This is a genomic window from Methylobacterium sp. Ger2507 (genome assembly GCF_055231875.1).
The window spans coordinates 1,164,541-1,187,951 of the sequence record NZ_JBUYVC010000001.1; the positions used below are offsets into that span (position 1 = coordinate 1,164,541).

Annotated in this window: 22 protein-coding genes and 1 tRNA gene; 10 read left to right on the forward strand and 13 right to left on the reverse strand. The window is 69.7% G+C overall.

All coding sequences use genetic code 11. The annotated features are described in order from the left end of the window. Positions 1 to 72: 72 nt before the first annotated feature. Positions 73 to 3,309, reverse strand: coding sequence for a helicase-related protein (locus tag ACV7NL_RS05375; protein ID WP_463357060.1), 3,237 nt, complete (start codon positions 3,307 to 3,309; stop codon positions 73 to 75). Positions 3,310 to 3,439: 130 nt separating this feature from the next. On the opposite strand from ACV7NL_RS05375, the gene ACV7NL_RS05380 reads away from it, so the two are divergent. Beyond that, complete coding sequence (locus ACV7NL_RS05380; RefSeq protein ID WP_463355123.1) at positions 3,440 to 3,607, forward strand: hypothetical protein; 168 nt, start codon at positions 3,440 to 3,442, stop codon at positions 3,605 to 3,607. Positions 3,608 to 3,751: 144 nt separating this feature from the next. Here ACV7NL_RS05380 and ACV7NL_RS05385 read toward each other — a convergent pair whose 3' ends face one another. Further along, positions 3,752 to 5,191 carry a DUF2252 domain-containing protein gene (locus tag ACV7NL_RS05385; protein WP_463357061.1) on the reverse strand — a complete coding sequence of 480 codons (1,440 nt, stop codon included), beginning with the start codon at positions 5,189 to 5,191 and terminating at the stop codon, positions 3,752 to 3,754. A 222-nt stretch (positions 5,192 to 5,413) separates the two neighbouring features. Further along, a tRNA-OTHER gene (locus ACV7NL_RS05390) sits at positions 5,414 to 5,490 on the reverse strand. A gap of 274 nt (positions 5,491 to 5,764) precedes the next feature. Here ACV7NL_RS05390 and ACV7NL_RS05395 point away from each other — a divergent pair. The 3 genes from ACV7NL_RS05395 (at position 5,765) to ACV7NL_RS05405 (ending at position 9,465) form a co-directional block, all read left to right on the forward strand. Further along, positions 5,765 to 7,396: an alpha-D-glucose phosphate-specific phosphoglucomutase gene (locus tag ACV7NL_RS05395; RefSeq protein ID WP_463355124.1), complete on the forward strand. Its 1,632-nt coding sequence runs from the start codon at positions 5,765 to 5,767 to the stop codon at positions 7,394 to 7,396. A gap of 103 nt (positions 7,397 to 7,499) precedes the next feature. Next, positions 7,500 to 8,270, forward strand: coding sequence for an SDR family NAD(P)-dependent oxidoreductase (locus ACV7NL_RS05400; RefSeq protein WP_056480610.1), 771 nt, complete (start codon positions 7,500 to 7,502; stop codon positions 8,268 to 8,270). 157 nt (positions 8,271 to 8,427) lie between these two features. After that, positions 8,428 to 9,465 (forward strand): alpha/beta hydrolase, encoded by a 1,038-nt coding sequence (locus ACV7NL_RS05405; RefSeq protein WP_463355125.1) that lies wholly within the window; start codon positions 8,428 to 8,430, stop codon positions 9,463 to 9,465. A 118-nt stretch (positions 9,466 to 9,583) separates the two neighbouring features. Here the strand turns inward: ACV7NL_RS05405 and ACV7NL_RS05410 are convergent, their stop codons facing one another. The 8 genes from ACV7NL_RS05410 to ACV7NL_RS05445 form a co-directional block, all read right to left on the reverse strand. Then, positions 9,584 to 9,946, reverse strand: coding sequence for a hypothetical protein (locus tag ACV7NL_RS05410; protein ID WP_463355126.1), 363 nt, complete (start codon positions 9,944 to 9,946; stop codon positions 9,584 to 9,586). Positions 9,947 to 10,101: 155 nt separating this feature from the next. Beyond that, the gene (locus ACV7NL_RS05415) at positions 10,102 to 11,418 is read right to left on the reverse strand and encodes a leucine-rich repeat-containing protein kinase family protein (protein WP_463355127.1); all 1,317 of its coding nucleotides are present in this window, start codon (positions 11,416 to 11,418) and stop codon (positions 10,102 to 10,104) included. A gap of 28 nt (positions 11,419 to 11,446) precedes the next feature. Then, entirely contained in the window at positions 11,447 to 12,505 is a 1,059-nt protein-coding gene (locus ACV7NL_RS05420; protein WP_463355128.1) for a tyrosine recombinase XerC, read from the reverse strand. Positions 12,506 to 12,914: 409 nt separating this feature from the next. Next, positions 12,915 to 13,154, reverse strand: coding sequence for a DUF6894 family protein (locus ACV7NL_RS05425; protein WP_056184712.1), 240 nt, complete (start codon positions 13,152 to 13,154; stop codon positions 12,915 to 12,917). 156 nt (positions 13,155 to 13,310) lie between these two features. Next, a complete protein-coding gene (locus ACV7NL_RS05430; protein ID WP_463355129.1) occupies positions 13,311 to 14,045 on the reverse strand; it encodes a Crp/Fnr family transcriptional regulator in 735 nt (244 codons plus the stop codon). Positions 14,046 to 14,177: 132 nt separating this feature from the next. Next, positions 14,178 to 14,495 carry a DUF6894 family protein gene (locus ACV7NL_RS05435; RefSeq protein ID WP_463355130.1) on the reverse strand — a complete coding sequence of 106 codons (318 nt, stop codon included), beginning with the start codon at positions 14,493 to 14,495 and terminating at the stop codon, positions 14,178 to 14,180. Between the two features lie 229 nt (positions 14,496 to 14,724). Beyond that, positions 14,725 to 15,633 carry an alpha/beta hydrolase fold domain-containing protein gene (locus tag ACV7NL_RS05440; RefSeq protein ID WP_463355131.1) on the reverse strand — a complete coding sequence of 303 codons (909 nt, stop codon included), beginning with the start codon at positions 15,631 to 15,633 and terminating at the stop codon, positions 14,725 to 14,727. Next, a complete protein-coding gene (locus ACV7NL_RS05445; protein WP_056184702.1) occupies positions 15,630 to 17,192 on the reverse strand; it encodes a GMC family oxidoreductase in 1,563 nt (520 codons plus the stop codon). The genes ACV7NL_RS05440 and ACV7NL_RS05445 overlap by 4 nt, the downstream gene beginning before the upstream one ends. Before the next feature lie 201 nt (positions 17,193 to 17,393). On the opposite strand from ACV7NL_RS05445, the gene ACV7NL_RS05450 reads away from it, so the two are divergent. The 5 genes from ACV7NL_RS05450 to ACV7NL_RS05470 all read left to right on the forward strand — a co-directional run bounded on the left by ACV7NL_RS05450 (position 17,394) and on the right by ACV7NL_RS05470 (position 21,220). Then, entirely contained in the window at positions 17,394 to 17,888 is a 495-nt protein-coding gene (locus ACV7NL_RS05450; protein ID WP_056184701.1) for a DoxX family membrane protein, read from the forward strand. Continuing rightward, positions 17,885 to 18,343, forward strand: coding sequence for a cupin domain-containing protein (locus ACV7NL_RS05455; protein WP_056184698.1), 459 nt, complete (start codon positions 17,885 to 17,887; stop codon positions 18,341 to 18,343). Before ACV7NL_RS05450 ends, ACV7NL_RS05455 begins: the two co-directional genes overlap by 4 nt. Before the next feature lie 4 nt (positions 18,344 to 18,347). After that, positions 18,348 to 19,268 carry an SMP-30/gluconolactonase/LRE family protein gene (locus ACV7NL_RS05460; protein ID WP_056184697.1) on the forward strand — a complete coding sequence of 307 codons (921 nt, stop codon included), beginning with the start codon at positions 18,348 to 18,350 and terminating at the stop codon, positions 19,266 to 19,268. After that, positions 19,265 to 20,116, forward strand: a complete 852-nt coding sequence (locus tag ACV7NL_RS05465) for a VOC family protein (protein WP_463355132.1) — start codon at positions 19,265 to 19,267, stop codon at positions 20,114 to 20,116. The genes ACV7NL_RS05460 and ACV7NL_RS05465 overlap by 4 nt, the downstream gene beginning before the upstream one ends. Before the next feature lie 99 nt (positions 20,117 to 20,215). Next, positions 20,216 to 21,220 carry an SDR family oxidoreductase gene (locus ACV7NL_RS05470; protein WP_463355133.1) on the forward strand — a complete coding sequence of 335 codons (1,005 nt, stop codon included), beginning with the start codon at positions 20,216 to 20,218 and terminating at the stop codon, positions 21,218 to 21,220. Here the strand turns inward: ACV7NL_RS05470 and ACV7NL_RS05475 are convergent. After that, complete coding sequence (locus tag ACV7NL_RS05475) at positions 21,208 to 21,453, reverse strand: hypothetical protein (RefSeq protein WP_463355134.1); 246 nt, start codon at positions 21,451 to 21,453, stop codon at positions 21,208 to 21,210. The two genes, ACV7NL_RS05470 and ACV7NL_RS05475, sit on opposite strands and share 13 nt — an antisense overlap. Further along, on the reverse strand, positions 21,450 to 22,193 hold the full coding sequence (locus ACV7NL_RS05480) for a Crp/Fnr family transcriptional regulator (RefSeq protein WP_056480644.1): 744 nt from the start codon (positions 22,191 to 22,193) through the stop codon (positions 21,450 to 21,452). The genes ACV7NL_RS05475 and ACV7NL_RS05480 overlap by 4 nt, the downstream gene beginning before the upstream one ends. 751 nt (positions 22,194 to 22,944) lie before the next feature. On the opposite strand from ACV7NL_RS05480, the gene ACV7NL_RS05485 reads away from it, so the two are divergent. Further along, the gene (locus tag ACV7NL_RS05485) at positions 22,945 to 23,406 is read left to right on the forward strand and encodes a (2Fe-2S)-binding protein (protein ID WP_056184687.1); all 462 of its coding nucleotides are present in this window, start codon (positions 22,945 to 22,947) and stop codon (positions 23,404 to 23,406) included. Positions 23,407 to 23,411 lie beyond the last annotated feature (5 nt).

Consider the following 23,411-nt stretch of genomic DNA (forward strand, 5'->3'; position numbering starts at 1 on the left):
CCCACGGCAGGGATGGCCGCCTGACCGGTGCGGACGGTGTCGATCGGGCGTCCCGCCCGATCGCCCGACGCGTCAGCCGGCCTTCGCACCGGCTCTGCGTTCGCCCTGCGCCGTCAGGCGCTCGAGGAAGGCAGCGGCGAGGCGGCCGCGCTCGGCCGGGTCGTCGTGGCCCTGGCGCAGGAGCACGCGATTGTCCCGGCGCTCGATATGGGCGTGGGCCGGCACGGCAAGCGGCGGTGCGTTGGGCCGGAGGTCGGCCGCCAGACCCTGCGGGCCGCCGCTGAGGCGATGGATGCCGAGCGCCAAGCAGCCGACTCGGAGCCGGGCGAGGGCGATCAGGTCCTCGAAGGGCGTGGGCGGCGGGCCGAAGCGGTCGACCACCTCGCTGCGCAGGGCCTCGACCTCTTCCGGATTGGTGAGGCGCAGGGTGCGGGTATAGAGGCTCAGCCGCACTTCGGGCTCGGGCACATAATCCGCCGGCACGGAGCCGGAGAGGCCCAGCCGGATCTCGGGGTTCCAGTCCTCCGCCGGCTCGCCCTTGGCCGCCCGCAGGGCCAAGTGCAGCAGGTGCTGGTACAGCCCCAGGCCGATCAGCTTGACGTGGCCGGCCTGGTTCTCGCCGACGAGGTCGCCCGCGCCGCGCAGGTCGAGATCGCGGGCGCTGATGGCGAAGCCCGCACCAAGGCGGTCGAGGGCCTCCAGGGTCCGCAGGCGTTTCTCGGTGGCGGACGACAGCGGCCGGTCCGGGCGGTGCAGCAGATAGACGACGCCGCGGCGCTGGCCACGCCCGACCCGGCCGCGCAGCTGGTGCAGCTGCGACAGCCCGAAGCGCTCCGCGTCCCAGACCAGCATGGTGTTGGCGCGCGGTACGTCGAGTCCGCTCTCGATGATGCTGGTGGCGAGCAGCACATCGCCCTCGCCATCGGCGAAGCGCACCATCACGTCATCCATCTCGGCGGCCTTGAGCTCGCCATGGGCCACCATGGTCGTCAGGTCCGGCACCAGCTTGGCGAGGCGCGCCGCCATCGGGGCGATGTCCTCGATGCGCGGGCAGACGACGAAGCTCTGGCCGCCGCGCCGATGCTCGCGCATCAGCGCGTCCCGCATCGCCGCGTCCTCGAAGGCGGCGATCACGGTGCGGATGGGCTGCCGCACGGAGGGCGGCGTGGCGATGATGCTGAGGCTCTGGAGGCCGACCAGGGCGCTCTGCAGGGTGCGGGGGATCGGTGTCGCGGTCAGCGTCAGCACGTGGCCGTCGCCGGCCGCCTGACGCAGGCCCTCCTTGATCTTGGTGCCGAAGCGCTGCTCCTCGTCGATGACCATCAGGCCGAGATCGGCGAAGGCCACACCCTTGGCCGCGAGGCAGTGGGTGCCGACCACGAGACGGATCGAGCCGTCGGCGAGCCCGGCCTTCACCCGCTTGGCATCCGCCGGCGAGACGAGGCGCGAGAGGTGCGCGACCTCCACGCCGAAGCGCGCGAAGCGCCGGGTGAAGGTCTGCACGTGCTGGCGCGCCAGGACGGTGGTGGGAGCGACGATCGCCACCTGCTTGCCGGCAAACACCGCGGCGGCGGCGGCGCGCAGGGCCACCTCGGTCTTGCCGAAGCCGACATCGCCGCAGACGAGGCGGTCCATCGGCCGGCCGGAGGCGAGGTCGGCCATCACGCCGCTCACCGCCCCGGCCTGGTCGGCCGTCAGGGCGAAGCCGAACCCGGCGGCGAAGCGCTCCATCTCGCGGTCCGGCGGCGCCAGCACCGGTGCGCGGACCGCCCGGCGCTTCTCGGCATCCGCCAGCATCACCCGGGCGGCCCGGGCCATGCAGGCCTCGGCTTCGAGGCGACGACGGCCCCAGGATCCGCCTTCCAGCTTGTCCAGGGTCACGGCCTCGGTCTCGGAGCCGTAGCGCCAGATCCGGTCGGCCTGGGACACCGGAACCATCAGGATGCCGTCCCCGGCAAAGCGCAGGCGCAGGGCGTCTTCCTGGCCGCCGGTGCCGGTGCTCACCGCCTCCAGCCCCTCGAACACGCAGAGCCCGTTGTCGCGGTCGACCGCGACGTCGCCGATCCGCAGCTCCACCTCGCCGATGGGCAGGATGGCGCTCGGGCCTCCACTCGCCACGGTGGCGGCGCGTGCCCCGAAGAGATCGGCGGCGGCGATCACCGCCATGCCCTGGTCCGGCACCCGGAAGCCCGCCTCGATCGGGGCTTCCAGGATGAGCAGGGCGCCGGGCTTGGCCGCGATCGCCTCGGCCCAGGCGCCCACCGGGCGGGCCTTGCGGCCGAGCGCCCGCTCGGCGATGCGCACCAGCCGCGCCAGGGGCTCGGCCGGCCCCGTGAGAAGGATGCGGTCGCCCGCCGTGAGGCGCTCGCGCAGGGTCTCGGCCAGCGCGGTGTTCGGCCGGGCCTTGCGCACGAAGGCCGGCATGGTGAGATCCTCGCCCTCCGCCGTCTCGGCGTCGGCGACGCGCCGCGCGGCGAGCTGGGTCGCCCAGGCCTCGGGGCTCAGGTAGAGGCCGCCATCGTCGGCCGCCCCGCGCCGGGACCGGGCTGCGGATTCCCGCCCCTCGGCGATCTGCTCGAAGAAGGCCTGCGCCCGCTCTTCGGCCCCCTCCTCGACGACGAGGCGGGCGTCGGGCACCTGGTCGAGCACGGTGACGAGGGCCGGATAGAACCGGGCGAGGCCGTGCTCCTGCCCGGTGAAGGGCTCCAGCCGGTGCTCCGAGCCCTCGGCCAGGAGGATCTCGGTGGCGGGATCGATGACGAGGACCTCGGCATCGGCCAGCGAGCGCTGCGAGACCGGGTCGTAGGAGCGGATCGCCGTGACCCGGCCGGCTTCGTACTCGATGCGGCAGGGCCGGTCGGCGGCGGCCGGGAAGACGTCCACGGTGCGGCCCCAGACCGCGACCTCGCCGGGCTCGTCGACCCGGTCGTCGAGGATGTAGCCGAGGCGCTGGAGGGCATCGGTGATCGCGGGCGGATCGAGGGCGTCGCCGATGCGGATCTCCAGGTGGGCGCCCGCCCAGGTCTCGGCCGGGGGCACGCGCTGGATCAGCGCCGGGGCGGTGGTGAGCACGATGTCGGGCAGGGCCGCGGTGTCGGTGAGCCAGCGCAGCACGCCGGTGCGCGCCCCCATCACCCCGCGCGAGGGCGAGGCCCGGTCGTAGGGGAGGCAGTCCCATTCCGGATAGAGGGCGACTGTGCGCTCCGGCGACAGCGCCCGGAGGATGCCCGCGATGGCCTCCAGGCGATGGCTTTCGCGGGCCATGTGGATCAGGGGCCTGCCGCACTCGGTCAGCCCCAGGAGGGCCACCGCGAGGGCGCCGGTGGGCACGAGGGGCGCGACGATCTCGGGACTGGCGGGGGCCGGGGCCGGCTCGGTCCGCTTGGGCGCGACAGCGTTGCGACCGGCGGCCTTGCGGGGGCGGGTTCTGGATGCAGACGTGTTCGGCGCGGATGTTTTCGGCGCGGGTGTTTTCGGCGCGGATGTTTTCGACGTGGGTGTTTTCGGCGTGGGCGTTTTCGGCGTGCGTGCCGGAGCGGGGGAAGCGTGTGCGGAAGACGTCTCGGTCCTGCGTTTTGCCATCGGAGAGGTGCGCTGCCCGGCTTGAGATCTGGACTCAGGCAACGCGGTCCAAGGGGGCCGGGCTCCGTCATTCGCCCCGCCGTCCCCAGTTTGTCGCAGCACCCTCTGGGTGACCTGTGGGCAGACCTGTGCACAGATCCTTGGATGCCCTCCGGGACGCCTTTTCGGATCACATCTCCGGGTCGGGCGCCGCCTCGAGGCGACCGTCCGCGATGGCCGCCCGGAAGGCGGCGTAGTCGGCCTCGTTCTGGTCGCCATAGGCGAAGGCCCAGTCGGCCAGGGCCTCGCGCAGGTCGCACTGACGGTCGCGGCCGCAATAGCCCGCGATGGCGGCCGCATCCCCGGTGCGCGCATGCGCCCGGGCGAGCAGGGCGCCGTAGGCCCAGGAGAAGTAGATCAGCGGCTGCCCGGTCAGGCCCGCCACCGGGATGTCGCCCTTCATGTTCTTCATCTGACGTACGTAGAACGGCCGCCCTTCGATGGTGGTCCAGCCGAGCAGCGGATCGCCCACCGCCTGGAGCAGGCGCTGGCCGTAGATCACCCGCTCGCCCTCGTGGTCGCCGTAGGAATCCGGCATCCCGGACAGGTAGGGCGCGTGGGCCGGCGTCACCGCCTCCTTGACCTGGAGGAAGAGCACGTCCTGGTCGGAATTGCCGCACAGGAGCGCCACGTAGGCCCGGGTGCCGACGCTGCCGACGCCGACGACCCGGTGGGCGACGTCGACCACGTGGTAGCGGCTCAGCATGAAGCGGCGCTCGCGCGGCAGGGTCTCGGCGTAATGCTCCAGCCCTCCGATCACCGCCTCCCGGGTCTCGGCATCGACGCCGGTCAGAATGGGAGGCGCCTCCTTGAAGCGCCAGCCGCCGTCGGTGCGGCGCTCGCCGACCCGGGCGAGCAGGCTCTTGTTGTGCTTCTTGCGCGCCTTCTCCACCGCCCGGGCGATGACCGCCTTGGAATCCTCGTCGATGGAGAGGCCGGCGAAGTCGAGCTGGTCGGCCCGCGCCGCCTGATGCCAGACGTCGAGGGGGCCCTGCGGCGCCAGTTCGGTCATGGTGTGCTGGTAGCCCGCCACCGCCGCGAGGGCAGCCTCGCGGCGCTCGGGCTTGGCGACGCCGTCGGTCCTGGCCGCCACCTCGATGCTGGCCACGAGGCGCTTCAGGTCCCATTCCCACGGGCCGATCGTCACCTCGTCGAAATCATTCAGGTCGAGGACGATGTCGCGCTGAGGCGTGCCGAACAGGCCGAAATTGGCCAGATGCGCGTCGCCGTTCATCACCACCGCGATGCCGCTGCGCGGGGTATGGGCGAGGTCCCACGCCATCACGTGCGCCGCGCCGCGCAGGAAGGCGAAGGGCGAACTCGCCATCCGGGCGACCCGGAGCGGGATCAGGTGCGGCTGGCGCCCGTCATGCGCCGCCTCGATCAGCGAGACCGGGTCGGGCCGGTTGGCGGGCGGGTGCCACGCCCCGTGGGCCGCGTGCGGCACCGCCTCGCGCAGGGCCTTGCCGGCGTGGCGGCGCTTGTCCCACGGCTCGCCCGCCTCGCGCAGGTTGATGCGCGGAATGTCGGCGAGCGGCGCCAGCAGGATGTCGTCGGCCTGAGGCTGCATTTCGGTCGCGCTCGACGCATCAGCGCGCAGGCTGACATCCTGGGGGCATTCCATGCATGGTCCTCACGCGCGAATTCGTGAAGGACAAATCTTGACCGTTTCGGATCGTTCCCGGGGCAACACGTCTCAGCGGGGGGATTCATCCCGAGCCGGGACGGTGCGCCCCGTGCATCGGCGGCCTCGCGCAAGTCGACGTTGTGCGGACCGGGCGGAGAGGTCGGATGGAGGCCGGGGTCCGGATTTGAACCGGACGTGCGAATCCTTGCGGGGATCCTGGCTCGACACTCACCCACCTGGCCGAGGGCTATCAATCATGGTGGTCTTGCATGGTGGTCTTGACGATGCAAGCGGGCCTCGTCTTACGGGCGCAGGAACGGTTGCGAAGTCATGAACGACACATCCATCAGCTTTGCTCGCCTCGACTTGCCGTTCCTCCAGATCGGGTCGCGCGATGCTTGGCTCACGCCGGCCGATGCGGGTGCCGGAGGCCCGGTCTGTCCCACAGGACCGTCGGCGATTGACCCGCGCGGGCAAACCGCGTTCTTGAGCGCGGGATTGAGGAGTGCCAGAACGATGTCCGTAACGACCGTGCCGACGACGCCCTTCGACGACCAGAAGCCGGGCACGTCCGGCCTGCGCAAGAAGGTGCCGGTTTTCCAGCAGGCACGCTACGTCGAGAACTTCGTCCAGGCGATCATCGACTGCATTCCCGACCGGGCGGGCGCCACCCTGGTGCTCGGCGGCGACGGCCGCTTCCTCAATCGGCAGGTGGTGCAGACCACCCTGCGGATCGCGGCGGCCAACGGCTTTTCCCGCGTGCTCGTCGGCCGGGGCGGCCTGCTCTCGACGCCCGCCGCCTCCTGCGTCATCCGCAAGCACGGCGCCATCGGCGGCATCATCCTGTCGGCGAGCCACAACCCGGGCGGCCCGGACGGCGATTTCGGCATCAAGTACAACACCGCCAATGGCGGCCCGGCCCCCGAGGGCGTGACGGCAGCGATCTACGCCCGCACCCAGGCCCTCACCGAATACCGCATCGTCGAGGGGCCGGACCTCGACCTCGACACCCTCGGCGAGACCCGGATCGGCCCCATGGCCGTGGCGGTGATCGATCCGGTCGCCGATTACCTGGCGCTGATGCGCGACCTCATCGATTTCGACGCCATCACCCGGCTGTTCGCCGGCGGCTTCCGCATGCGCTTCGACGCCATGAGCGCGGTCACCGGCCCCTACGCCCACGCCATCCTGGAGGGTGTGTTCGGGGCGCAAGCCGGCACCGTGGTCAACGGGACGCCGCGGGAGGATTTCGGCGGGCATCATCCCGACCCGAACCCGGTCCACGCCCATGACCTCTACGACCTGATGCTGAGCGCCGACGCGCCCGATCTCGGCGCGGCCTCGGACGGCGACGGCGACCGCAACATGATCGTGGCGCCGGGCCTGTTCGTGACCCCGAGCGACAGCCTCGCGATCCTGGCCGCGCATGCGCACCTGGCGCCCGGCTACGCGCAGGGACTCGCCGGCGTCGCCCGCTCGATGCCGACCAGCCGGGCGCTGGACCGGGTCGCGGCCTCCCTGGGGATCAAGGCCTACGAAACCCCCACCGGCTGGAAGTTCTTCGGCAACCTGCTCGATGCCGGTCTCATCACCCTCTGCGGCGAGGAGAGCGCCGGCACCGGTTCGAACCACGTCCGGGAGAAGGACGGCCTCTGGGCGGTGCTGATCTGGCTCAACATCCTGGCGGTCACGGGCAAGCCGGCCCAGGACGTGGTGCGGGGCCACTGGGCGCAGTTCGGGCGCGACTACTACACCCGGCACGATTACGAGGAGATCGAGTCCGCGGCCGCCAAGCGCCTGATGGAGGGCCTGCGCGCCAAGCTCGCGACGCTGCCCGGCACCAAGCTCGGCGATCTCACCGTCGCGGCGGCGGACGACTTCCGCTACGTCGATCCCGTCGACGGCTCGGTTACCGAGCAGCAGGGCATCCGCGTCACCTTCGCGGAGGATGCCCGGGTGGTCTACCGTCTGTCCGGCACCGGCACGGCGGGCGCGACCCTGCGGGTCTATCTTGAGCGCTACGAATCCGCCCCCGACCGGCTCGAATTGCCGGTGGCGGAGGTGCTCGCCCCGGTGGTGGCGGTGGCGAACGCGCTGGCCGACATCGCCGCCCTCACCGGCCGCTCCGAGCCGAGCGTCATCACCTGAGCCGAAGCCATCCCTGATCCGGGACGATCGGCGCCCGGAACAGGACCGGGCGTCGCGTCCTTAGTCCTCGCATCGACCCCCGATGCGAGGAGACCGGCTCACCATGAAGCTGCACGGCAAGCGCGCGCTGATCACCGGCGCGGATTCAGGGATCGGCCAGGCGGCGGCCGAGCTGTTCGCCCGCGAAGGCGCCGACGTGGCGATCACCTACCACACCGATGCGGACGGAGCCCGCGAGACCGCGCGCCGGGTCGAGGCGGCGGGCCGGCGCTGCCTCGTGATCCAGAACGATGTCGGCGACCCGGCCTCGGTGGAGGCGACCTTCGCGGCGGTCGCCCGCGACCTCGGCGCCCTCGACATCCTGGTCAACAATGCCGGCCAGGCCATGAGCGGCATGCCGGTGGCCGAGATGGACGACGCCACGCTCGAGCAGATCCTGCGCGTCAACCTGATGGCGCCGGTCTTCTGCGCCCGGGCCTTCATCAAGGTCCGGCGCGCCGCGGGCGGACGCGGCAAGATCGTCATCGTCTCCTCGGTGGCCCAGCACCTGCCGACCCCGGAGAGCGCCCCCTACGGCATGTCCAAGGCCGGCGTCGGCTCCCTCTGCCGCAGTCTGGCGCGGGAACTGGCCGAGGATCGGATCAACGTCAACAACGTGGCGCCCGGCCTGATCGAGACGCCGATGACGAGCGACCGCTTCGAGAACCCGGACAAGCTCGCCCAGTCCCTGGACCGCATCCCCTGGCACCGGGCCGGCCAGCCGGACGAGATCGCCAAGGCGATCCTCTATCTCGCCTCGGACGATTCCGACTACGTCACCGGGCACACCCTGGTGGTCGACGGCGGCCTGACCATGCAGTGGGGCGGCGCCTGAGGCGCGCGTTGTGGATGGTGGAGCTTGGGCGACTGTCCAGGCCGCCGAAGCCCGACGTTCGGGACCGTCTGCGTCCGACCCATGCCGGCCAAGCCGACAGTTGGCGGCGCTACCCGAAAGCGGTCATTCCGCGATTGGCCGAACGAACGCTTAGGAGATGGTCAGCAATATCTTCTGCCTTGCTCACCTGGAACCCTACGGTATCGTGATGCGGATAAGGACGAGGATCTATCTCCTGGTCGGCGTCACGTTCCTCGCCGGTCCGAAGTTGGAAGCCGCGCCGATGAGCAGCCCCGAGGTGATCGAAGCTTCTGGTCCCGCCGGGGCACTATCTGGGACTTTGCTCGGCCCATCTGACCTAGACGCGCCCGTCGTTCTGATCGTTCCTGGCTCGGGGCCGACCGACCGTGACGGCAACAACCCGCTCGGCGTCCGCGCATCCTCCTACCGTTTGATCGCTGAAGGGCTCGCAGCGCGTGGGATTAGGAGCGTGCGTATCGACAAGCGCGGCATGTTCGGGAGCGCTCGTGCCGTCCCGGATGCCAACGCCGTGACCATGGAGAATTATGCCGCCGACATTCGGCTGTGGGCTGCCAGGATCCGAGAGAAGACGGGTGCGCCCTGTGTTTGGGTACTCGGCCACAGCGAAGGTGGTTTGTCGGCTCTGGTCGCGGCTCAGCGCCCCGAGAACATCTGCGGGCTTCTCCTTGTCTCTGCGACCGGGCGTAAGGCCGGCGATGTCCTCCGCGAGCAGCTTGCCGCGAACCCAGCAAATGCCCCTATCCGCGAGCAAGCTAGTTCCATCATCGCCCAGCTGGAGCACGGGGAGAAAGTTGCAGCGGATGGCATTCACCCAGCCTTGCTTCCGCTGTTTCGACCTGAGGTGCAGGGCTTCCTCATCAGCTTGTTCGCGCTCGATCCCGCCAAACTCCTCGCTTCCTATGAAGGCCCGGTGCTGATCCTTCAGGGCCTCCGTGACATCCAGGTCGGTCGCGTAGACGCGGAACAGCTTCACCGGGCTCGTCCAGATGCCGAGATCGTCCTGCTACCGGATACCAATCATGTTCTCAAAACGGTGACATCGGATGACCGATCCGCGAACGTTGCGACTTATCAGAATGCGAACCTCCCGCTCGCTACTGGTGTCATCGAAGCCCTCGCCACCTTCGTGAACCAGACGAGAAAGTCTCGCTGAAGGTCCCCGGTAGGAGTGGTGACGTCCGCTTCGATGCGGCTGCCGCCTGGAAGCGGAAGGGCCGAAAACCACCCAACTCGGACGGTCGGCCCGCGTTCCGAACGGTGGAGATATCCCGCTACCGCGGGTTCCGCCAGGTGGTCGTGGCGGGCGCCGTCGTGACCGGCGTGAGGCTGCCGGTGGCGGCCGGTCCGGCCGCGCGGACCGGGGCGGGGCTTTCCTCGGCCACGTGCAGCCTGCGCGGTGCCACGGAGGCCCGGCGGGCGGCGCGGACCCGGCGGCGGCGCGGGCGGGGGCTCTCGGAGGTGGCGCCGATATAGCCGCCGACGATGCCGCCGACGACCGCGCCCACCGGTCCGCCGACCAGGGCGCCGGCCACCGCGCCGGTGCCGACGCCGACCGTGGTCTTGCTCGCGGCGAGCGCAGCCTGCGGCGCCGCGAGCGCGCCCGTGAGCAGAAGCGCGGTGGTGATTGCCTTCATGATGACCCTAACCCCCTGATTCCGGACGCGTCCCTGGCGGGAGACCGTGACGAAATCGGGGCCGCGCCGCGTCGCCGCGCGGGTCTGGCCGGTCGGCGGCTCGCGACGGAAGACGCCTGTGCTTTGCGCATCTCAGGCGGAGCGCCGGCGCGCGCCTACGCCTCGGCCTGCGGGAGATGCGCGAGGATGTCGGCGAAACCCGGTCTCTCCCCGATCTCGGGCCGGGTGCAGGCCCCTTCGAGGTGGCGCCAGGGACCGCCCCTGATCCCGGCGAGGTCCAGGAGTTCGCCGAGCAGCAGGCCCCAGGCCCGCACCTCGACCCGGCGCAGGGCCGCGCCGACGGGGCCGTCCGGCAGGATCGAGGCGGCGCCGAAATCGCTGACGACGGCTTGCCCGTCCGTGCCGTCCCACAGGATGTTGTGGCCGTAGAGGTCGCCGTGCAGGATGCGGCGGGCGTGGAGATGGGCGCAGGCCTCGGCCGTGCCGCGGGCGATGCGCAGGGCCGCCGCCGGCGTCAGGGTCAGGCCGGGCGCGTAGACGTCGCGGCTGCAGCTCTCCAGGCTCGGCGGCCCGGCCAGCACCCGCCAGGACTCCGGCAGGAGCCGCATCAGCAGGCCCTCGCTGCCGTCCGGATGATCGACGACGCGCCCGAGGGCGCCGGTGAGGTGCGGGTGCGCCCCGGCCGCGAGGCAGGCTTCCATCTCGCGGGCGGGCAGGCCGTCGCTGGTCATGGTGCCCTTGAACAGCTTGAGGGCGACGGCGTCGGCCGCGCCCCCGTCGCGGCGCCACAGCGCCCGGTGCACCCGGCCCGAGGTTCCCTCGCCCAGGAGGGCGCCGGGTTCGAGCTCGCCCCAGGCCACCGCCGGCACCGCGGGCAGCACCGGCTCGTCGGCCACGGGATTGCCGGCATAGGAGGTCCAGGCGAGGGCCGGCAGGGTGGCGAGCCAGGGCGGAAGCGCCTCCAGCCGGTTGGCGGCCAGCCGCACCAGTTCGAGGTTGGCGGCACCCTCCAGGCTGTCGGGCAGGCGCCGCAGGCGATTGCCCGACAGCATCAGCTTCTGCAGCATCGGCCGCTGCCCGAGGGCGTCGGGCAGGGTGGCGATCTGGTTGTCCGTCAGGGTGAGCCAGCGCAGGGCCGGCGGCAGGGCCTCGCCCGGCACCTCCACGAGCCTGGTGCCGCGAAAGCCGACCTGGCTCAGGGCCGGGCAGTCGCCGAGCACCGGCGGCAGGCGGGTGAAGCGGTTGCCCGAGCAGAACAGCACGCGCAGGCGCCGCAGGCGGCCGAAATCCTCCGGCAGCGCCGTGAGGGCGCTGCCGCTCAGGTCCAGCCGTTCGAGACTGTCGCCGAGGTCGAGGATCTCGCGCGGAAACGTGGTCAGGCCGGGGGGAAAGCGCAGAGCCGTGGCCCCGGCGCAGTCGCCGCGGCGCAGGGCGGCCAACAGGTCCTGTTTCGCGGGAGCGTGTTGGGTCATCGGCGGGGCACGAACAGGCGGGGGCGGATCATGCCCCCGGTCCTAGCGCGGGGCGGGGACCCGGCGCACGGCTTTTCTCGCGCAGCGCCGCCGCCCGGAGCGGGGCCTGGCCCGCGCGCGGATGGGCGGCATCGAAGGCCTCCATCAGCCGGGTCGCGTCGATCTTGGTGTAGAGCTGGGTGGTGGCCAGGGAGGCGTGGCCGAGCAGTTCCTGGATCGCCCGCAACTCGCCCTGGCGCGCCAGGAGGTGCGTGGCGAAGGAGTGGCGCAGGGCGTGCGGCGTCGCGCTCTCGGGCAGGCCGAGCCCGCCGCGCATCGCCGCCACCGCGTATTGAATGATCCGGGGCGAGAGCGGACCGCCCTTGGCGCCCACGAAGAGCGGACCGTCCGGCGCCAGGGCGTAGGGGCAGGCGGCGCAGTATTCGGCCACCGCCGCCGCGACCACCGGCAGCACCGGCACCATCCGGGACTTGCCGCCCTTGCCCAGCACGGTGACGGAATCGAGGCCCGGCAGGGGCGCGTCCCGGGCCCGGAGCCCGAGGGCTTCCGAGATGCGCAGGCCCGAGCCGTAGAGCAGGGCCAGCACGGCGGCGTCGCGCGCCAGCACCCAGGGCTCGCGGGCCTCGCCGGCGCGCAGGTCGGGGCTGCTCATCGCCCGCGCGGCGGCGATCGGGATCGGACGCGGCAGGCGCCGTTCCACCTTGGGCGAGCGCACGGCGCCCAAGGCCGCCACGGTGCCGTGGCCCTCGCGCTCCAGGTGGCGCGCAAAGGAGCGCAGGCCCGCCAGCGCCCGCATCAGCGAGCGCCCGCCGACCCCCTCCGCCCGGCGCGCCGCCATGAAGGCGCGCACATCCCGCGGTTTCAACGCGACGAGCTGGGCGATGCCGGGCGTGCCGTGCCGCCCGGCGCGATGGACCAGGAACTGGCGCAGGTCCCGCACATAGGCCTCGACGGTGTTGGGCGACAGGCGCCGCTCCCGGGCGAGCTCGTCCTGCCAGGCCAGGGCCTCGGCGCGCAGGCCCGCATCCCCCGGAAACGCCAGGGCGTCGGCGGGCAGCGGGGAGGGGCCGGATGCGGAGGATGCCATGCCGCCACTGAAGCCCGAGAGGCGTTGACGCTCCGTTGCCGAAGGGGCGCGGAGCCGCGCGGGTGGGAGGATTTGTTGGCCGGAATGTCGGCTTCCGACCCTACTCAGACCTTCGAGGTCGTAGGCTCTAACGACTGGACCTGACGCTAAGCGGACAATCAATCGTGACCTTCAGGATGCCGCGATGGTCTCAGTTCGCGGAAGAGGATGAGGCGGTTCGAACCGGTCGATGAACCGCATGCCATCCCAGAGGTCGACGGCATGCCGATCAACAAGGGCTCGTGCCTTGTCCGTAGCTTCGCTGTCGTCCGAGGCCGAAATCGGCGTGTTCAGAACCCCGCCTCCGCCAGCGTTGAGCATCACGGCTCGGTAGCACGGGGCCCCATCCGGCTCAGCAGATGGGGCCCACTCACCGGATCAGCCACGTGCCCGTGTAGGTCAGAGCGGCCGAGTAGATGGGATGCCCATCTTCGTCCGTTACCAGAACCGAGAAGGCTTGGTGTTCGCCGTCTTTTGGCACCTCGTGTGCTGCGATCTCGGGTAGGACCGACTTTGCGTGACGAGCAGCTTCTTCAGGACCGGCGAGGTCCATGCCCTCGTCGTCGCGAAGCGTTTGGCCGTCATGGATATCGAAGAAGTAACGAGGCACAGGGCTCTCCGCGCGCAGCAGGCGGGAGCACACGAGGTCTCACAGGCGCGGAAAGCCGAGAGTATGGCCGCGATAACTTTTGATATAGGCGCTATGTCGACCAAAAAACTAATAAATGGGTGTTTTCCCCTAGGTGCCGGAGAACGGTCGGGTACCTCACATAGCGGGGTATGGTGGAGCCTTAGGATGCAGGTGGAGGTAGTTCGGATTGAACCCGGCATAGGCCTTGATGGCAGCGACATCGGGTAGGGTGACACGCCTCTCCTTGAACACCACCAGCCCCAAACGTCGTAACTCCTGGAGTACCCGGTTGATGTGGACGTTCGACAGCCCCGTTGCATCGCCGAGATCGAGTTGGATGAGGGGAAACTGGTAGCTGTTCTCCGTCGCAAGCCCCACCACCTGAAGGCGGATCAGGAACTCGCAGAACAGGTGTGCGACCTGCTCGTCGGCTGAACGACGGCCCATGCACACCAGCCATTCCCGCAAGATTGCTTCATCGACGAGGCCAGCCCACTGCAAGGCACGGTTCAGGCCCGGATGTTTCCCGCTGAGGTCATTCATTACTGAACGCGGGATACGCACCACGTCGCAGGAGCTGATCGTTCCGATGCTGTGATCCATCTCGCCGAGGATCGACACGTTCAGGTCGCAGAAATCTCCCGGGATGAGGAAGGCGACAATCGACCGTCCACCGCCTGGAAGCACCTTATAGCGGCAGGCGAACCCTTTCTGGATCAGGTGGACGTGATCGGGCACGTCTCCTTCCGAGATGAGTGCGGTTCGGGATGGGACATCGCGAAGGCGCGCACTCGCATCAGTAAGAGCCTTCTCTTCGGACCCAGACAGGACGAAACGGCGTCCAAGCTTCTGGATGAACGGATTGAGCATCTGCCCTCCCGGGCCATGCCCTATGGCCACTATGCCGAGCTAAGCGGCAGTGCACCAGAAAGTTGCGCCGAAGCGTGGAATATAATTCCAATCTTGTGCACCCTGACGACTACGCAAATTCGCAGAGCGATTTCACGGATACCGAGGTTCGTGCCGTCCGCCTGAAACTGTCACTTCTGCGCTGTAGACGATATCTCCGGAGGCATTACGGGCTGAAATCTTGAACGCCTGTTGATCGCTTCTCGGCAGAACGTTTTTGGCGATATCTCCGAGCGCCCTAAGGACCTCTGTCCGGGCAGTCTCTACGTCGGGAAGGTCGATGCCTTCCTCATCCCTGAACGGGGCGCGACTATTATCGAAGTCGAAATAAATTTTCAACAGCGCTACCTTCGGTAAAGTTCTATTTCCTAGCGAAGACAACAGCGTATTGAACCGTACTGCGCTTGTCATTGGTTCTTGTTGATCGGCGTTCTGTCGGTCGGGTACCTCACATTTACCTGAGCGCAGCAGGTCAGGTCACGTCCGCTTCAGACGTGATGCGGACGTTCGGTAGGCCATCGACGAACGTCCGCATTCCACCCATTACCGACGTACAGCGTCGGGCCTAACGCCCGCCCTCGATCCGAAACGGGCCTCCACGGCGCCTCCGGAGCGCGAAGGGCCACCCGCGCTCGCCCCTTCACCCCCGCCCCATCCGCTCCGCGAGAAACGTCCGGATCCGCACTTCGGCCCGGCGCGATTCCGGCAGGCCGAGCAGGGGGTAGACGTGCATCAGGCCGGGTTCCTCGTGGTAGGCGAGGGCGGCTTCCTCCGCTCGGGCGCGGGCGGCGAGGCGGCGGGCATCGGCGACGAGAATGTCGTGGCTGCCGCAGAACAGTTCGATCGGCGGCAGGTCCCGCAGGGTGCCGAAGAGGGGGCTGACCCGCGGGTCCGTCCTGTCCCACGCGCCCGCGTACCAGCGCCCGAGGGTCCGGACGCCCGGGCGCATCAGCATCACGTCATCGGGTTCGATCCGGGCCTGCGCGGGCTTCGAGGTGGAGACGTCGAGCCAGGGCGAGATCAGGACGAGGCCCCGGGGCAGGGGCATCCCGGCATCGCGGGCCTGCATCGCCACGGACAGGGCGAGTCCGCCCCCGGCGGAATCGCCCATCAGGGCGATCGGCGCGGCATCCCGCATGTCCCGGTAGAGCGCCAGCGTGAAGGCGGTGATGTCGGCGCAGGCGTGCTCCGGCGTCAACGGATAGAGCGGTACGGTGACGGTCAGGCCCGTCGCTTCCACCATCCGGGCGATGAAGCGCCAGTGGATGCGGGTGATCGGGCTCGTATAGGCGCCTCCGTGCAGGTAGATCACCCCGCCCGCTCGGGCCTCCCGGCCGGCGCCCGGGCGCGGCGCCAGGGTGTAGACCTCGCGGCCGTCGCGCAGGCCCCAGGTCACCGCGAGGCGCCGGCGCAGGGCGCGGCTCGGCCGGGCGGGGTGGGGCCGCTCGGCAATGGCCCGTTCCGGGTCGAGGTCGTCGCGGGCAAGGTGGCGCCGCCGCCCGGTGAGGCGGATCGCCAGGGCGGCGAGGCGCGCCGTCAGGCTGGTCACAGCCGGCCCGCGATGGTGTCGCCGACCCGCAGGGCGTTGGCGATGATGGTCAGGGTCGGGTTCACGGCGCCGATCGAGGGGAAGAAGCTCGCGTCGGTGACGTAGAGATTGTCGATGCCGTGCGCCCGGCAATCGAGGTCGAGCACCGAGGTCGCCGGGTCCGTGCCGAAGCGCAGCGTCCCGGCCTGATGCGCCGTGCCGCCGATCGGCGTGTCCTTGCCGAGGTAGAGCGAGCGGTCGAACAGGTGCGGATGCACGTCGAGCTTGCCGCAGAGGTCGCGCAGCTTCTGCTTCAGCCGCCGATGCCCCTCCATGTTGCTCTCGGTGAGATCGAGGCGGACGCGGCCGCCGTCGTAGAAGATCCGGTTCTCCGGCCGCGGCAGATCCTCCGAGGTCAGCCAGAAATCGAGGGAATGCTGGGCGATCCAGTCGAACGGCTTTTCGGGAAACCATTGCAGGAAGCCCGGCAGGCCCTCGCCGTGGATCTGGGTGCCGTCGGACTTGCCGACCATCTGGATGTGGCCCAGCGGAAAGTCCCAGTCGTCCGAGCCGAAGTAGAAGTCGTTGAGCCCGAGGGTCTTCTGGAACTTCGTCGGGTTCGGGGTGCGCGAGACCGCCAGCACGGTGGCGTTGTTGTGGCGCATGTAGTTGCGCCCGACCTGGCCCGAGGCGTTGGCGAGCCCCTGCGGGTGGGCGTCGTTGGCCGAGCGCAGCATCAGCAGGGCCGAGGACAGGGCGCCGCAGGCCACCACCACGATGTCGCCCGAGACCGTCCGGCTCCGCCCCTCGCGCACCAGCTCGACGCCGGTGATCTGGCGCCCGCTCGGGCTGGTGAGGAGGCGCTCCACGTAGGCGCCGGTCCAGAGGGTGAGATTGGGGTGCCGGGCCAGCGCCGGGTCGACGCAGATGATCTGCGCATCGGCCTTGCCGTTGGTCAGGCAGGGATAGCCGTCGAAGGCGTCGCAGCGGATGCAGGCCGAATGCGGCAGGGCCTGGCCGTCGCGCTCGTCGAGCAGCACGCCCACCGGCAGGTGGAAGGGCCGGTGGCCCTCGCGCTTCAAGCCGTCGAACAGTTCCTGGATGCGGGGCTCGTGGGAGACCGGCGGGTAGGCATAGGGCTTGTCCGCCGGGGGCTCGGTCGGGTCTTCGCCGCGCAGGCCGTGGACGTGGTAGAGTTCCTCGGCCGCCTGATAATAGGGCGCGAAGGTGTCGTACTTCACCGGCCATTCGGGCGCATCGCCGTCGGGGTGGCGCACCACGTCGAAGTCTTGGCTTCGCAGGCGCAGCAGCACCGAGCCGTAGACCTTGCTGTTGCCGCCGACATAGTAGTGCAGGCCCGGGTGGAATTCCCGGCCATCGGCGCCGTACCAGCTCTCCGGGGCCTGATAGCGCGCATCCACGAACACCGCCTGGCTGTCCCAGTTCTCGCGCTCGCGCGGAAGATAGCCGCCGCGCTCCAGCAGCAGCACGCGCTTGCCGGTCTGGGCGAGGCGCCAGGCCATGGTGCCGCCGCCCGGCCCCGAGCCCACGATGACGACGTCGTAATGGTCCTGAGTCATGGGGGTTTCCACGGGGGTTTCCACGGGGGGCCTTCGGGGTCCGGTGTCTCGGGTAGGTCGGTTCCGGATGCCGCGATGCAGCATCCGAGACTTCGAACGTTTGAACCCCCGCGCGAGTGCCGCGTTCAACCGCCGATAGCATCACGTTCCGCCGAGCCGTCTCATCCCGGCGCGTCGCTCCTTTCAGGTCAGGACCGAATCTTGGTCGCTCTCAGCATCGGCATCGCCTTCGCGGTCCGGCTTCTCCTGGTCCTGCTGTTCCTGCCCTTCAGCGCGCTGGACAAGATCCTGAATTTTCGGGGCGCGGTGGGTCAGGCCCGCGAGCGCGTCGCCCGCACCGGGCTCGCCCGCGCGCTCATCCTCGCGGGGCTGTTCGTCGAGGTGGTGATGTCGCTCGGCATCCTCACCGGCATCGCCGATCGGGCCGCCGCCTTCGTGCTCGCCGGCTATTGCGGCGTCACGGCGCTGCTGTGGAAGCAGTTCTGGCGCCCCGGCGACTTCTGGGCCGGCGGCGACAGCAAGGGCCGGGGCCTGTTCTGGGACTTCCTCAAGAACTTCGCCCTCGCGGGCGGATTTCTCCTCATCACCTTCGGCACCGGGGCCGACACGGTGCGGCTCTTTCTCGCCGATCCGCTCGCCTCGTCGCAGCCCTACCGCACCGCCTCTGTCCCCGAGACCGTCAGGACCAACCCATGAGCGACGAGACGACGCCGGAGAAGCCCCGCGTTCCCTACTGGCACCTGTGGACCGACGCCGAGGGCGTCAGCCACCAGACCCGCTGCGCGCTGACCGATTTCGACATGAAGTCGATGCAGCCGCCGGCCGACCCGCAATGGCAGGGCACCAAGACCCATGACGGCGCCACCGTGATGGTCACGGTGCAGCCGGTGGGGTGGACCGGCGCCTGGCACGAGAACCCGAAGCCGCAATGGATCATCCCGCTCTCGGGTCGCTGGTTCGTCGAATCCATGGACGGGACCCGCGTCGAGATGGGTCCCGGCGAGATCTCCTTCGGAGAGGACCAGAACACGAAGGCGGTGGACGGGCGCCAGGGGCACCTCTCCGGCACGGTCGGCGACGCGCCCGCCGTGCTGATGGTGGTGCAGTTCGATGCGCCGCCGACCCTCGCCACCCCGTGCCGGTTCCGGTAGCCCCATGGCGTCCAGGCTCCAAAACCCGGGGTTCGAGGTCGTCGATCCGCGCTTTGCCGGGTACATGCTGGGCAATGCCGAACTGGAGGAGATCGCCAGCGGCTTCCGCTGGATCGAGGGGCCGGTCTGGTTCGGCGACGCCGACTGCCTGCTGTTCCAGGATCTGCCGCGCAACCGCACCATGCGGTGGAGCGAGGCGGAGGGGCTCTCGGTCTATCGGGCGCCCTCGGACTACGCCAACGGCCAGACCCGCGACCGGCAGGGCCGCCTGATCGCCTGCGCGCATCGCGGCCGCTGCCTGTATCGCACCGAACAGGACGGCGCCGTCACCACGCTGGTCACCCACCATGCCGGGCGCCGGCTCAACGCCCCCAACGACGTGGTGGTGGCCTCGGACGGGGCGATCTGGTTCACCGACCCGGTCTACGGCATCTCGAACGACTACGAGGGTGGGCGCCAAGTCTCCGAGCAGCCCCCGGCGCTGTATCGCCTCGACCCGGCTTCGGGCACCATCCGCGCCATGGCCCGTGATTTCGACGGGCCGAACGGGCTGGCCTTCTCGCCCGACGAGCGCCGGCTCTACGTGGCCGAGACCGGCGACCAGACCCGGCCCAACCCGCGCCAATACATCCGCGCCTTCGACGTCGGCCCCGACTTCGCGCTCTCGGGCGGCGAGGTCTTCCACACCGTCGCGCCCGGCTACTGCGACGGGATGCGGGTCGACGAGGACGGCAACGTCTGGAGCAGCGCCGCCGACGGGGTCCACTGCATCGATCCCTCCGGCAACCTGATGGGCAAGATCTTCGTGCCGCACCGGGTCTCGAACCTGACCTTCGGCGGCCGGATGAAGAACCGCCTGTTCATCGGCGGCTCGCACACCCTGTATGCCATCTTCCTCAACCGGCGTGGGGTTCAGACCCCATGATGGCGGGCGGGACGCCGGGCCTCGGAGCCGGACCGCTGCGCCTCGAGCGGATTCGCCTGGTCAGCGCCGACCCTGAAATACTGGCGCGGTATTTCACGGCCGCACTCGGGTTTTCGCGCACGACCTCGACACGACCTTCGGTCGACCAGCGAACCACTTTTGGCACGCATGGGGTGTCCCTCAGCCTCGGTGCCCAGGCCCTCGACCTCGTCGGATTCGACCGGCCGGGCCGTCCCTATCCCGACGACGTGCCGGGCTGGAGCCCGCTGTTTCAGCACATCGCCATCGTGGTCTCGGACATGGCGGCCGCCTTCGCGCGCCTGTCGGCGACCCCGGGCTGGCGCCCGATCTCCACGGCGGGACCGGAGCGCCTGCCGGCGGCCTCGGGCGGCGTGACCGCCTTCAAGTTCCGCGATCCCGAGGGGCATCCCCTTGAATTGCTTGCGTTTCCCGCCGGACATGAGCCGGAGACCTGGCGCGGCGGCGGACCCGATCCCTGCCTCGGCATCGACCATTCGGCGATCTCGGTGGCGGATTCCGCCGCCAGCCTCGCCTTCTACGAGGGCCTCGGCTTCTCGGTGGCGTCGCGCTCCACCAATGTCGGTCCCGAGCAGGCGCGCCTCGACGGCGTACCCGACCCGCGCGTGGCGGTGACCGGCCTGCGCCCGCCCGGCGCCCCGACGCCACATGTCGAACTCCTTGACTACGCAGGGCTATTTCCCCGCGCCGGACACACCTGCGGCGATCACGACATCGCCGCCACGGTTCTGGTCTTCGCCGGTGAAGCCTCGGTCGCCGGTCCGCGCCGCCTTCAGGACCCCGACGGCCACCGGCTCTGGCTGCCCTGAGCGTCAGGCTCCCGCGCTTCGGAACAGCGCCCCCGCGGGTCCGGTTGGCCGAGCACGCAAGGCGGCGCGCGGCGCCTCCGGGACGGGGAATTCCAAGGCATGCGGGACCTGCGGAACAGCGTGGTGGTGATCACCGGAGCATCGAGCGGCATCGGGCGCGCGGCCGCTTTCGCCTTCGCCGAACGGGGCGCCCGGGTGGTGCTGGCCGCCCGCCGGGCCGAGGCGCTCGCCGATCTCGCCCGCGACTGCCGCAAGCTCGGGGGCGAGGCTCTGGCCGTCCCGACCGACGTCACCGACGCGTCCGCCGTCGAGGCCCTGGCGAGCGCCGCCTACCACGCCTACGGGCGGATCGACGTTTGGATCAACAATGCAGGCACCGGAGTGTTCGGCCCCTACCAGGACGCGCCCCTCGACCTGCACCACCGCACCATCGCGGTGAACCTGCTGGGCGGCATGTACGGCGCCTATGCGGCGCTGCCTCACTTTCTGCGCCAGGGTCGGGGGACTCTGATCACCAACATCTCGCTCGGCGGCTGGGCTCCGGCGCCGTTCGCCGCCGCCTACACGGCCAGCAAGTTCGGCCTGCGCGGCTTCACCGCCAGCCTGCGCCAGGAGCTGCGCCGCCATCGCGATATCCACGTCTGCTCGGTGTTTCCCGCCATGGTCGACACCCCCGGTCTGGATCACGGCGCCAACGTCTCCGGCCGGACCATCGACACCGGCCCCCTGGTCTACGCCCCCGAAGACGTGGCCGAGACCTTCGTGCACCTCGCCCGCCACCCGCACGACGAGGTCGCGGTGGGCTGGCCGGCCCGTGCGGCGCAGGTCGCCTACGCCCTGGCCCCCGGGCCGACCGAACATCTCATGGGCATCGCGATCCACAGCGCCCTCGATCGGGCGAATCCGGCGCCGCGCACGCACGGGGCCCTCCGTGCGCCGCTCGGCGATACGCCCCGGGCAAGCGGCGGTTGGCGCGCCCGCAAGGGCGTTCCCTCGGCCCGGCCGCTCAGCGTTGCCGGTGCGGCGCTGGTCGGAGGGGCCGCGCTCCTCGCCCTCGGCTGGCGTGCCCGGACGTCATCGCGCGAGTACCCTCAGGGGCGCTGATCGCAACGCTGCGTGATCCAGTCGAGTGCTGTCGTCAGATCGAGAAACGCCGGTGGTCTGGGATAAGTTAGGCTGCCGAACCCCGCCTCCAGGAACCAGTATCCCGCCGCAGCGCCATGATCGGCCGAGAGCCGGACGAGGATGGCGACGAGGACACCCTCGGCCAGCACCAGGCGCCCCTCACCGTCGTTGCTCTCCGTACGGATCCGGATGGGCTGGAGGCTCAGGATCATGGGCTGGGCCGCCGCTCCTGATGCAGGTAGGCCGGATCGAATTCCGCACGCTTCGTCAGCTCGTTCCAATCGTGAATGACGAGGCGCTGTCCCTGAAGGGTGAGTAAGCCCTGACCGCGCAACTCCTGCAGGACGCGGTTCACGTGGACGTTCGACACCCCGATCGCGTCGGCGATATCGCTCTGGGTCAGAGCCATCTCGCAGCTATGGTCCCGAGCGAGATCCATGGCCTCCAGCTTCAGGTAGAGTTCGCAGAACAGGTGGGTGATCCGGCCGAGCGTCGAGCGCCGGCCGATATTGGTCATCCACTCTCGGAAGATCGCGGCATCCACCAGTGTGTCGCGCCATAGGGCTGCGGTGACGCCGGGGTGGTTGCGGGTGAGATCGAGCAACGCGTCATGCGGAATGAAGGCGAGCGTGCACGCGGTGAGGGAGCTCAGGTTGTGATCCATGACCGGCAGATGGAGACTCTGCAGGTCCGGAATGTCGCCGGGGATGTGCACGGAGAGGATCTGGCGCTTGCCCTCGTCCAGCAGCTTGTAGCGGAAGGCCCAGCCCTCGATCAGGAGGCAGCATTGCGTGGGTTGATCGCCGTCGCGCACGATATCCTGGTGCGCGCCGAGCTGGCGACGCATCACCGGCAGACGCTCGATGGCATGACGCTCCGCATCCGAGATCGTGATGATTGTTTCCAGCTTCCGAATGAGCAGGCTGATGTCGGCGCCGGCGGCGAAGCTCATTGCGAAGATGCCTTTCTTGGATAGGACGGAAGCGTCGGGACTGCGTGAATGCAGGGGATCGCACGACCGGCGTCGTTCCTAGCATGGGAGCATGATGGCGCGCTCGCCGTCCCACGCCGCCGCCACCGCACGCTTCCTCTTGCCGCGAGTATAAACTGTGGCGGGTCAGGTCTCGACAAATCTTGCATTAACAAAAAGCAGGGCTGTTGAAAGGGCCGTCGGCCACTCCATGATGTCACGCCAATGTGATCGTGGCGCTGACTGAGGAAGCGGGATGTACGATCAGGGTGCGAGGGGGTGCGGATCAGAAGTGTCGATGCGACAAGCCTCTTTCTGCAGCCCTCCTCTCACAAGCTTGGAGCCGGCGGATTTTGGCCTCCTGTGAACGTCCCCCATGCCGGTTTGGACTCACCGTCGCCGAACCCTGATCGCCCCCCCAGTCGGGGGGGCGTTGTGCGGTTCTGGGAGCCCTTACCCCTTGTCCAGCGTGCCTTCGGGTCGGTCTGCTTCGCTTCGTTCAGATCTCGCGGTCACTTCCGGTTCGCAACGCCAGCGCGTGCGCCGATCGATGGCGCTTTGATGATGTCCGTATGCCAGGCGAGCGCGAACATGTTTTCAGCGCGCCTTTCGTCGCGAGGAATGGCTGTGGACTTGGTCGACCACGGTACCGTACGATCATTCCAAAGGCGGAGCCCGCGCTGCGGCCTTTCGCGGAGCGCAATCCACGGCCGAACACCATGGCAGGAAACGCATGATCCGTTTGAACGTGAACGGTGCCATCCGCGAGGTCGAGGCCGAGCCTGACACCCCGCTCCTCTGGGTCATCCGTGAACAGGCGGGCCTCACCGGTACGAAGTACGGTTGCGGCATCGCCCAGTGCGGCGCCTGCACGGTGCATATCGATGGCACGGCTGTGCGCTCCTGTTCGATGCCGGTGTCCAGCGTCACGCCGGACCAGAAGATCGTGACGATCGAAGGCCTGTCGCAGGACCGCTCGCACCCGGTGCAGAAGGCCTGGGCCGAACTCGACGTCCCGCAATGCGGCTTCTGTCAGTCCGGGATGATCATGGCCTCGGCGGCGCTTCTTGCGCAGAACCCGCATCCCAGCGACGCGGAGATCCGCTCCGAGATCACCAACATCTGCCGGTGCGGCACCTACAATCGCGTCTTGGCCGGCATCAAGCTCGCGGCCAACGGCGGTCAGGCGGGTTGAGGAGA

Bases quoted from the DNA above. Each gene is read 5' to 3' on its own strand.
- ACV7NL_RS05400 (WP_056480610.1), top strand. From the start codon at position 7,500: ATGAAGCTGCACGGCAAGCGCGCGCTGATCACCGGCGCGGATTCAGGG.
- ACV7NL_RS05465 (WP_463355132.1), top strand. From the start codon at position 19,265: ATGATGGCGGGCGGGACGCCGGGCCTCGGAGCCGGACCGCTGCGCCTC.
- ACV7NL_RS05430 (WP_463355129.1), bottom strand. From the start codon at position 14,045: ATGCTCAATCCGTTCATCCAGAAGCTTGGACGCCGTTTCGTCCTGTCT.
- ACV7NL_RS05470 (WP_463355133.1), top strand. From the start codon at position 20,216: ATGCGGGACCTGCGGAACAGCGTGGTGGTGATCACCGGAGCATCGAGC.
- ACV7NL_RS05410 (WP_463355126.1), bottom strand. From the start codon at position 9,946: ATGAAGGCAATCACCACCGCGCTTCTGCTCACGGGCGCGCTCGCGGCG.
- ACV7NL_RS05480 (WP_056480644.1), bottom strand. From the start codon at position 22,193: ATGAGCTTCGCCGCCGGCGCCGACATCAGCCTGCTCATTCGGAAGCTG.
- ACV7NL_RS05435 (WP_463355130.1), bottom strand. From the start codon at position 14,495: ATGACAAGCGCAGTACGGTTCAATACGCTGTTGTCTTCGCTAGGAAAT.
- ACV7NL_RS05405 (WP_463355125.1), top strand. From the start codon at position 8,428: ATGGTCAGCAATATCTTCTGCCTTGCTCACCTGGAACCCTACGGTATC.
- ACV7NL_RS05460 (WP_056184697.1), top strand. From the start codon at position 18,348: ATGGCGTCCAGGCTCCAAAACCCGGGGTTCGAGGTCGTCGATCCGCGC.
- ACV7NL_RS05395 (WP_463355124.1), top strand. From the start codon at position 5,765: ATGTCCGTAACGACCGTGCCGACGACGCCCTTCGACGACCAGAAGCCG.
- ACV7NL_RS05445 (WP_056184702.1), bottom strand. From the start codon at position 17,192: ATGACTCAGGACCATTACGACGTCGTCATCGTGGGCTCGGGGCCGGGC.
- ACV7NL_RS05415 (WP_463355127.1), bottom strand. From the start codon at position 11,418: ATGACCCAACACGCTCCCGCGAAACAGGACCTGTTGGCCGCCCTGCGC.
- ACV7NL_RS05475 (WP_463355134.1), bottom strand. From the start codon at position 21,453: ATGATCCTGAGCCTCCAGCCCATCCGGATCCGTACGGAGAGCAACGAC.
- ACV7NL_RS05455 (WP_056184698.1), top strand. From the start codon at position 17,885: ATGAGCGACGAGACGACGCCGGAGAAGCCCCGCGTTCCCTACTGGCAC.
- ACV7NL_RS05485 (WP_056184687.1), top strand. From the start codon at position 22,945: ATGATCCGTTTGAACGTGAACGGTGCCATCCGCGAGGTCGAGGCCGAG.
- ACV7NL_RS05420 (WP_463355128.1), bottom strand. From the start codon at position 12,505: ATGGCATCCTCCGCATCCGGCCCCTCCCCGCTGCCCGCCGACGCCCTG.
- ACV7NL_RS05385 (WP_463357061.1), bottom strand. From the start codon at position 5,191: ATGCAGCCTCAGGCCGACGACATCCTGCTGGCGCCGCTCGCCGACATT.